Source organism: Paenibacillus sabuli (assembly GCF_014705605.1).
Lineage (GTDB): Bacteria > Bacillota > Bacilli > Paenibacillales > Paenibacillaceae > Paenibacillus_D > Paenibacillus_D sabuli.
In genome coordinates this window covers 77,028-83,509 of record NZ_JACXIZ010000030.1, presented here as the reverse complement: position 1 = coordinate 83,509, position 6,482 = coordinate 77,028, and the positions used below count along the sequence as shown (strand labels likewise).

The 6,482-nt window shown below is 65.3% G+C and carries 7 protein-coding genes; 3 read left to right on the top strand and 4 right to left on the bottom strand.

Annotated features, from left to right (window positions below; all coding sequences use genetic code 11):
• Positions 1 to 180 (bottom strand): hypothetical protein (locus IDH44_RS26675; RefSeq protein WP_223869784.1); only part of this gene is annotated, 180 nt, incomplete at its 3' end.
• Positions 181 to 281: 101 nt separating this feature from the next.
• Entirely contained in the window at positions 282 to 848 is a 567-nt protein-coding gene (locus IDH44_RS17625) for a nitroreductase family protein (RefSeq protein ID WP_190919970.1), read from the bottom strand.
• 190 nt (positions 849 to 1,038) lie between these two features.
• Between IDH44_RS17625 and IDH44_RS17620 the strand changes: the two genes are divergently transcribed.
• Positions 1,039 to 1,620: a nitroreductase family protein gene (locus IDH44_RS17620; protein WP_190919968.1), complete on the top strand. Its 582-nt coding sequence runs from the start codon at positions 1,039 to 1,041 to the stop codon at positions 1,618 to 1,620.
• A 36-nt stretch (positions 1,621 to 1,656) separates the two neighbouring features.
• Positions 1,657 to 2,187, top strand: a complete 531-nt coding sequence (locus IDH44_RS17615; protein ID WP_190919966.1) for a nitroreductase family protein — start codon at positions 1,657 to 1,659, stop codon at positions 2,185 to 2,187.
• Positions 2,188 to 2,348: 161 nt separating this feature from the next.
• Here IDH44_RS17615 and IDH44_RS17610 read toward each other — a convergent pair whose 3' ends face one another.
• Both IDH44_RS17610 and IDH44_RS17605 read right to left on the bottom strand, forming a co-directional pair.
• Positions 2,349 to 3,806, bottom strand: a complete 1,458-nt coding sequence (locus tag IDH44_RS17610; protein ID WP_190919964.1) for a sulfatase-like hydrolase/transferase — start codon at positions 3,804 to 3,806, stop codon at positions 2,349 to 2,351.
• Positions 3,807 to 3,932: 126 nt separating this feature from the next.
• Positions 3,933 to 5,300, bottom strand: a complete 1,368-nt coding sequence (locus IDH44_RS17605) for an FAD-dependent oxidoreductase (RefSeq protein ID WP_223869782.1) — start codon at positions 5,298 to 5,300, stop codon at positions 3,933 to 3,935.
• Positions 5,301 to 5,430: 130 nt separating this feature from the next.
• On the opposite strand from IDH44_RS17605, the gene IDH44_RS17600 reads away from it, so the two are divergent.
• Entirely contained in the window at positions 5,431 to 6,438 is a 1,008-nt protein-coding gene (locus IDH44_RS17600) for a LacI family DNA-binding transcriptional regulator (RefSeq protein ID WP_190919962.1), read from the top strand.
• The last annotated feature ends 44 nt before the right edge of the window (positions 6,439 to 6,482 follow it).

The following is a 6,482-nucleotide window of genomic DNA, read 5'->3' as shown; positions in this document are numbered from 1 at the left end:
CCGGGCGCGCACGCCTGTAGCCGCCATTTTGGCGGCTAGTCGCTCTGCTCCCCGGGCGCGCACGCCTGCAGCCGCCATTTTGGCGGCTACTCGCTCGCTCCCCCGGGCGCGCACGCCTGCAGCCGCCATTTTGGCGGCTAGTCGCTCTGCTCCCCGGGCGTGCGCGCCTATAGCCGCCATTTTGGCGGCTACTCGCTCGCTCCCCCGGGCGCGCACGCCTGCAGCCGCCATTTTGGCGGCTATTCGCTCGCTCCCTCAAGTCGCATTTGCGCCTACCACCCTTACAGCCACACCGTCTTGTCTGCCGCCGGCGCTCGCGGCGGCGTCTTGGGCTCGAACGCAGGATACCCCAGATAGACGAGCGCGACGATTTCGTCCTTGGCCGCAAGGCCAAACGCCTGCTTCATGCGCACATCGTACATCGGCTCGCCGCTTCGCCAAATCGCGCCCAGCCCTTTGGAATGGGCGGCAAGCAGCAAATTGTGCACGGCGGCATGTGTAGCGGCCAATTCCTCACGCCGGCGCACATCGCCCTCCTCGGGCAAAACGGCGCCTACGGCGATGACGACCGGGGCACGCTGCGCCTTGGCGTGGTGCTTCTCGCGCACCGCCGCTTGCTCCCCCTCGGGGAGATCGGGCTGCTGCTGCAGCGCAATTTGGGCGTAGGCCTCGCCCAGTACGCTTCTGCCTTCGCCTTCCATCACAAAAAAACGCCACGGCTCGGCATGAAAATGGTCCGGCGCCCAGACGGCGGCTTCCAGTATGTCTTCAATCAGCGAGCACGGCACCGGGTCGGGCTTGACCCGTCCGATGCTGCGTCGCGTGCGAATCGCTTCGATTAGTTCCACAGCGCTTATCGCTCCTTTTACAATGAGAGTCATTCTCATTATATCGCAAACAGAACCCCCCCTTCAATACACCTTCCCGCATTCCCATTTGCCGGAATGCTGTAAAAACCAATCAAGAAACAGTTGATAATGATTCTCATTTTCGGTATGATGAGAATACCAACTCTACATAATCGAAAGGACGCATCCCATGAACGAGTATTCGCAACCCCGGTCCGGCATCTCCGCGCTGATCCGGGACAGGCGCACGATCCGCAGCTTCACGTCTGACCCGCTCGACCGCGCCGAAGTGCTGTCGCAGCTATACGCCGCAGCCAGTGCAGTCGCAACAGACTGGACGCAGCCGGACGCCCGCTACATCTTCGTCGGCTCCGACGACGGCAAGCGGCGTGCCGCCGCCATCATCATGGAAGCCTACCGCGAGCAGGGGCTCTACCGTTTCTTGCCCGACAAGCTGAATCGGGTCATGCAGGAACGACTGGCGCGCATTCCGGCCTACCTGATCGTCCAGCTCCGCACCGGCGCTGCAGCGGAGCGCGATCTGGCCTCCGTCTATGCCGCGCTTCACCGGTTCACGCTGCTCGCCTGGAGCCGCGACATCGGACTGGTCTGGAACACCGAGCCCATCCTGCACAAGCCCTGCATCGCGCAGGGCTTCGGACTCGGCAACGATCAGCGCATCGTCTGCATCCTGTACCTCGGACGCTTCGCCAAAGCGCCAAAGGCCAAACGACGTACGCCGGCTCAGGACAAACTGACCTTGCTGCGCTGATCCTCATGATTATGACCCGAAAGCGAGTTGATTCGCATGAATATGACAGCCTTGCTCGAACAAATGCGTCCGGCCCGCCGGTTCACTGACCGGCCAATCGCCGAGCCGTTGCTGCTTGAATTGTTGAATGACGCCGTATGGGCGCCGACGCACAAGCTGCGCGAGGCCTGGCGCTTCATCCGCATCACCGACAGTGCGCGTCCGCGGCTGCGCACAACAGTTGACTCCTCCCGTTATCCCGCGCTGGCGACCGTGCTCAAGGAAGCGCCCTTGCTGCTGATTGTGGCCGTGCCCGACAGCCCCAATTCGCACGTGGCTGAGGATGATTTTGCCGCGGCCTGCTGCCTGATTCAGAATTTGCAGCTGCTCGCCTGGGAGCAGGGGATCGGCATGGCGTGGGAGCTGGCGGATTACTCGCGCTGCGCCAGCCTTCTCGCTACGGCTCAGGTGCGGGAGGATGAGCGCATTGCCGGCGTGCTCGGGCTCGGCTATTTCGCCAATGACGACCGCAACGCCGATCTGCCGCCCCGTCCGGATTCAACCGATCTGCAAGTACAGGTCTGGTAACCGTCGGCCACCCCGGCTTCAAGACGAACCGGGCAGAACCGGGCAAGCCGTCCTTTGCGGAGCAGGGACGCGCGCCATCGCTGCGGTCGATCGTCTTCGCCGCAGCGATGGCGCATCGGCCGCTCACCTTGCCTGACGCCTCCTTCCCCCTTGGTCTCCCGTTACCAGTGCCCGCCGTGATGAATCGGCCCGCGCCACGCGAACGGATTGGCCGTGCGATGACGCCGCTCATCCGATCCCGATTCATCCGCCATGCCAAGCTGCAGCGCGCCTTCGCCGTCCGTCAGGCCGTGGGCGGCGAATTGGTCGGCGATCCGGACCCGATACTCCGCCAGCACGGCCCGCGACTGCTCGTCGTCCGCGCCGCTCAGGTCCTGACGCTCGTCCGGATCGTCAACCAGCCGGAACAGCTGCTCCCGCCCGTCCTGGGCGTAGTACAGGTACTTCCAGCTGCCGTCCGTGGCCATATACAAGCCGCCTTCATCCTGAATATAGCCGTAGAGCACGCGCCGCTCGCCGCCCGGCTCCATCGCTTCCAGCAGCGAGCGGCCTTCCCGCGCATCGTCGCCCGACCTGGCGCAGCCGGTCAGTTGTGTCAGCGTCGGATACAGATCCGCCAGCAGCACCGGGCTGTCGCACACGCTGCCGGCCGGCAGCGGCAGCGGCGTCGACCGCGCCGGCTTGACGATGAGCGGCACCTTGGCTGACGGCTCGTAGAAGCAGGACTTGTGGAACAAGCCGTGATCGCCGAGCATCTCGCCGTGGTCGGAGGCGAACACGATGATCGTGTCTTCCCACAAGCGCTGGCTCTTGAGCTCACCGAGCAGCCGGCCGAGCGCGTAATCGATGTGGGTGATCATCGCATAGTAGTGCTTGCGCGCCGCCCGCACGACCTGCTCGCTCAGCAGATCCAGCTTGCGCGACAAGCGGCGGTGCCGCACCCACTGCGGCGCCGACTCGCCGTTCCATTCGCCCGCGACCGGATCGGCCATCGCAATGCTGTCGTACAACCGTACATACGACTCCAGCGGGTCGAAGGGCGGGTGCGGCGCCTCGAAGCTGGTCCACATGAAGAACGGCGCCTCCGTGTCGCGCTGTCTGAGGAAGCCGATCGATTCCTCGACCGTCCAGCTCGTCGCGGTATAGGCTTCGGGAACCGCGCTGAAGACGGGATGGACTTCGTTGCCGCCCATGCCGTGACCGCGGTACATGCCGCCATAGCCGGCCTGCTCCAGCCAGTTGACGTAGTCCTCCGGAAGCAGCCGCATGCGCTCGAAGCCGTTGCGGTTGCGCGGCGGATGGAAGTGCATCTTGCCGGCGGCGTGCGTCTGGTAGCCGGCAGCGCCGAGCCGGCCCGGCAGTGTGTCCTGCGGCTGCTCGGGAATGCGGAACTCGCCGTTCGTGTCGACGCCGTGCTGATAGGCCGGACGGCCGGTCATGATCGTCGTCCGCGACGGAATGCAGAGCGGACAGTCGCTGTAGGCGCGGGTGAAGCGTACCCCCTCCCAGGCGAGCTGGTCCAGATGGGGCGTCATGACCGGATGCGCCGAGCGGGCGACGCCGAGGCAGTCCGCCCGCTGCTGGTCCGTCGTGATGAGCAGAATATTCGGTTGCTGCATGTGTACCTCCTTCATTCGAATGCCGAGTCCCTGGTCACGGGGCGAAACGATACGCGAGGCAGCAGCTGGCCAGGCCAGCGGCCGCGTCTCGCGGGCCGCCCGCCGTACCAGTCCGGCCCATGCGTGCTACTGCCGCAGCAGCGCCCCCGCCTCGCGCAGTCGCTGCTGCAGGAGCGCGACATCCACCTCCGCCGGCGCGATGCCCTGCGCCGCGGCGAGTGCAGCCGCCGTGCCGGCGGCCTGGCCGGTAGCCATGCAGCTCGGCGTGAGCCGCGTCGTCGCAAGCGTCTCATGCGTCGTCGAGATGCAGCGTCCGGCGACGAGCAGATTGGCGATCCGCTGCGGCAGCAGGCAGCGGTACGGGATATCGTACGCGCCGTCCCCCTTGACCCATGCCGCGGTCACGCCCTTGCCGGACGGGTCGTGGATGTCGATCGGATAGCCGCTGCGCGCGATGCAGTCGTCCATCGGCTTGCCCTCGATCACATCCTCGACCTGGAGCGCGTACTGACCTTCGATGCGACGCGATTCGCGGATGCCGATCTGCGTGCCCACCGAGGACAAGCGCGCCTGCTCGAAGCCCGGCAGCCCCTTCATGAAGTCCGCCACCATGCGCACCTGCTTGCGGCCGAGCACCTCCGCTTCTGTCAGATCGCTTACATCCGTACTGTCGAGCCCCTGTACGCGCGTCGTATTGACGAGCACCTCGTCCGGCCCCGGCCCGATGAAGAACAGCACCTGGTCGCGATTGATCGGCAGCGCCGCCTCCTTCCAGTGCTTGTAGTAGCCGAGCACGCCGGAGAGCGGCAGCTCCGGCAGCTCCGCGAACGGCGTTTTCTTGTAAAATTCGTCGGGATGATCCAGCATGTACTGCTTGACCCGGTCCAGATCGACGCCGCGCATCCGGAACTTCATCGTCATCGGCTGCGTCAGCTTGTCCCCGTCCCGCCCCTGCAGGCACGGCGCGCCGGAGAGGTAGGCCAGATCCGCATCGCCTGTCGTATCGACATACTGGCTGGCATGTACGGCATACCGGCCCGACTTGGTCGTGATTTCCACTCGCGCGATCCGGTCGCCGTCTGTCTTGACGCGATCCACGAAGCTGTGCAGCAGCACCTTGACCCCCGCCTCGCGCAGCATATCGTGGATCAGGATCTTGTACACCTCGGGATCGTACGGCGTGATCGTGTTCACGAAGCCGACCGTATCGCGCACATGGCCGGGCGAGGCGTCCTCCGCCATCAGCCGATCCACGATCTCCTGCGCGATGCCGCCGATGACCTGCTTGCCTTCCATGGTATGGAACGTCATCCACGGATAGACGAGCGCGATCGTCGACATCCCGCCGAGGAAGCCATAGCGCTCGATCAGCAGCGTCTTGGCTCCTCCCCGCGCCGCAGCCAGCGCCGCGTTGATGCCCGCCGGTCCGCCGCCGCAGACAACGACATCGGCCTCCAGTTTTTTGTGCTCGCTTGTGTGTGTTGCGTTCATCATTTGCTTGCTCCTTCCTGCACGTATTGCCTCTCAGTATAGGCGCAGCGCGCGCTACACAATAGTTTAACTTTTGTTTAAAATAGAAGCAGCGTACATTGCGGCTAACCGCAACATTGGGAGGCACACATTCATGGGAAGACGCAAGCGCGCCACGCTGGCCGATCTCTCGGCCGAGCTGGGCATCTCCATCCAGACGATCAGCAAGGCGCTGCGCGGGCGGCCCGGCATGTCCGAGGAGACGCGCGGCCGCATCATGCGGACCGCCTATCTGCGGGGGTACATGTCCTCCGCTCAGGCACGGGAGCTGGTCAGGCAAGGCATCGCGCCTTACCCGAGCTATCGCCTGCGCTTCGTGCTCGTGCAATCGCACCAGTCGCTGACGTACAACCGGCTGTTGACGGCCGGGCTGCAGGAGCGTCTCGGCCAGTACGAGCACCGGCTCGACTGCTATGTGCTGGAGGAGAATCTGAGCGAGGTCGAATTCGAGGAATGGGCGCAGACGCGCAACCTGACGCACGCCGACGGCCTGCTGATCGCACCGCGGCTCACTTCGGGCTCGATGGAGGAGCAGTTGCTCAAGTACCGGGTGCCCAAGGTGCTGATCAATTACCCGCGTCCGCTGACCCAGGTCGACAGCGTCATCTGGGACGTGTACGAGGCGGTGTGCATGGCGGTCGATCGGCTCGCCCGCGCCGGGCACCGCCGCCTGCTCTACATCGGCGACATCGCCGCGCAGCGCGGCTATATGCACCGCTGGCAGGCCTATCAGGAGATGATGGCGGCCCTGGGCGAGCCGGCGCTGCGCGCCACGGCGGACGACTTCGAGGCGGCCTTTCTCCGGCATCGTCCCACGGCGCTGCTCGTCGGGATCGACGAGGACTGCGACCAGATCACGACGGCGCTGGACCGCCTCGGCATCCGCGTCCCCGAGGACTGCTCGCTCGTCGCGCTGCGCAATGCCCCGCCGGAAGAAGCGCTGCCGATTAGCCGGCCGCAGCTGATGATTCGCGAGGCCGGCTACGAGGCCGCCGATCGCATCCTGTGGCGGATCGCCCATCCCAATGCGCCGCATCAGCACACGCGGATTCGGGGCGGCTTCCACGACGGGCGGACGATTGCGGCGCCGCAGCGGACATGACAGCCGGCAGAGCAGCTGGCGTAACAGCCGGCAGAGCAGCCGGC

What these genes read in the sequence shown, in the direction of transcription:
- IDH44_RS17615 (WP_190919966.1), top strand. Translation starts at nt 1,657, where the DNA reads ATGAATATGACAGCCTTGCTCGAACAAATGCGTCCGGCCCGCCGGTTC.
- IDH44_RS17610 (WP_190919964.1), bottom strand. Translation starts at nt 3,806, where the DNA reads ATGCAGCAACCGAATATTCTGCTCATCACGACGGACCAGCAGCGGGCG.
- IDH44_RS17600 (WP_190919962.1), top strand. Translation starts at nt 5,431, where the DNA reads ATGGGAAGACGCAAGCGCGCCACGCTGGCCGATCTCTCGGCCGAGCTG.
- IDH44_RS17620 (WP_190919968.1), top strand. Translation starts at nt 1,039, where the DNA reads ATGAACGAGTATTCGCAACCCCGGTCCGGCATCTCCGCGCTGATCCGG.
- IDH44_RS17605 (WP_223869782.1), bottom strand. Translation starts at nt 5,300, where the DNA reads ATGATGAACGCAACACACACAAGCGAGCACAAAAAACTGGAGGCCGAT.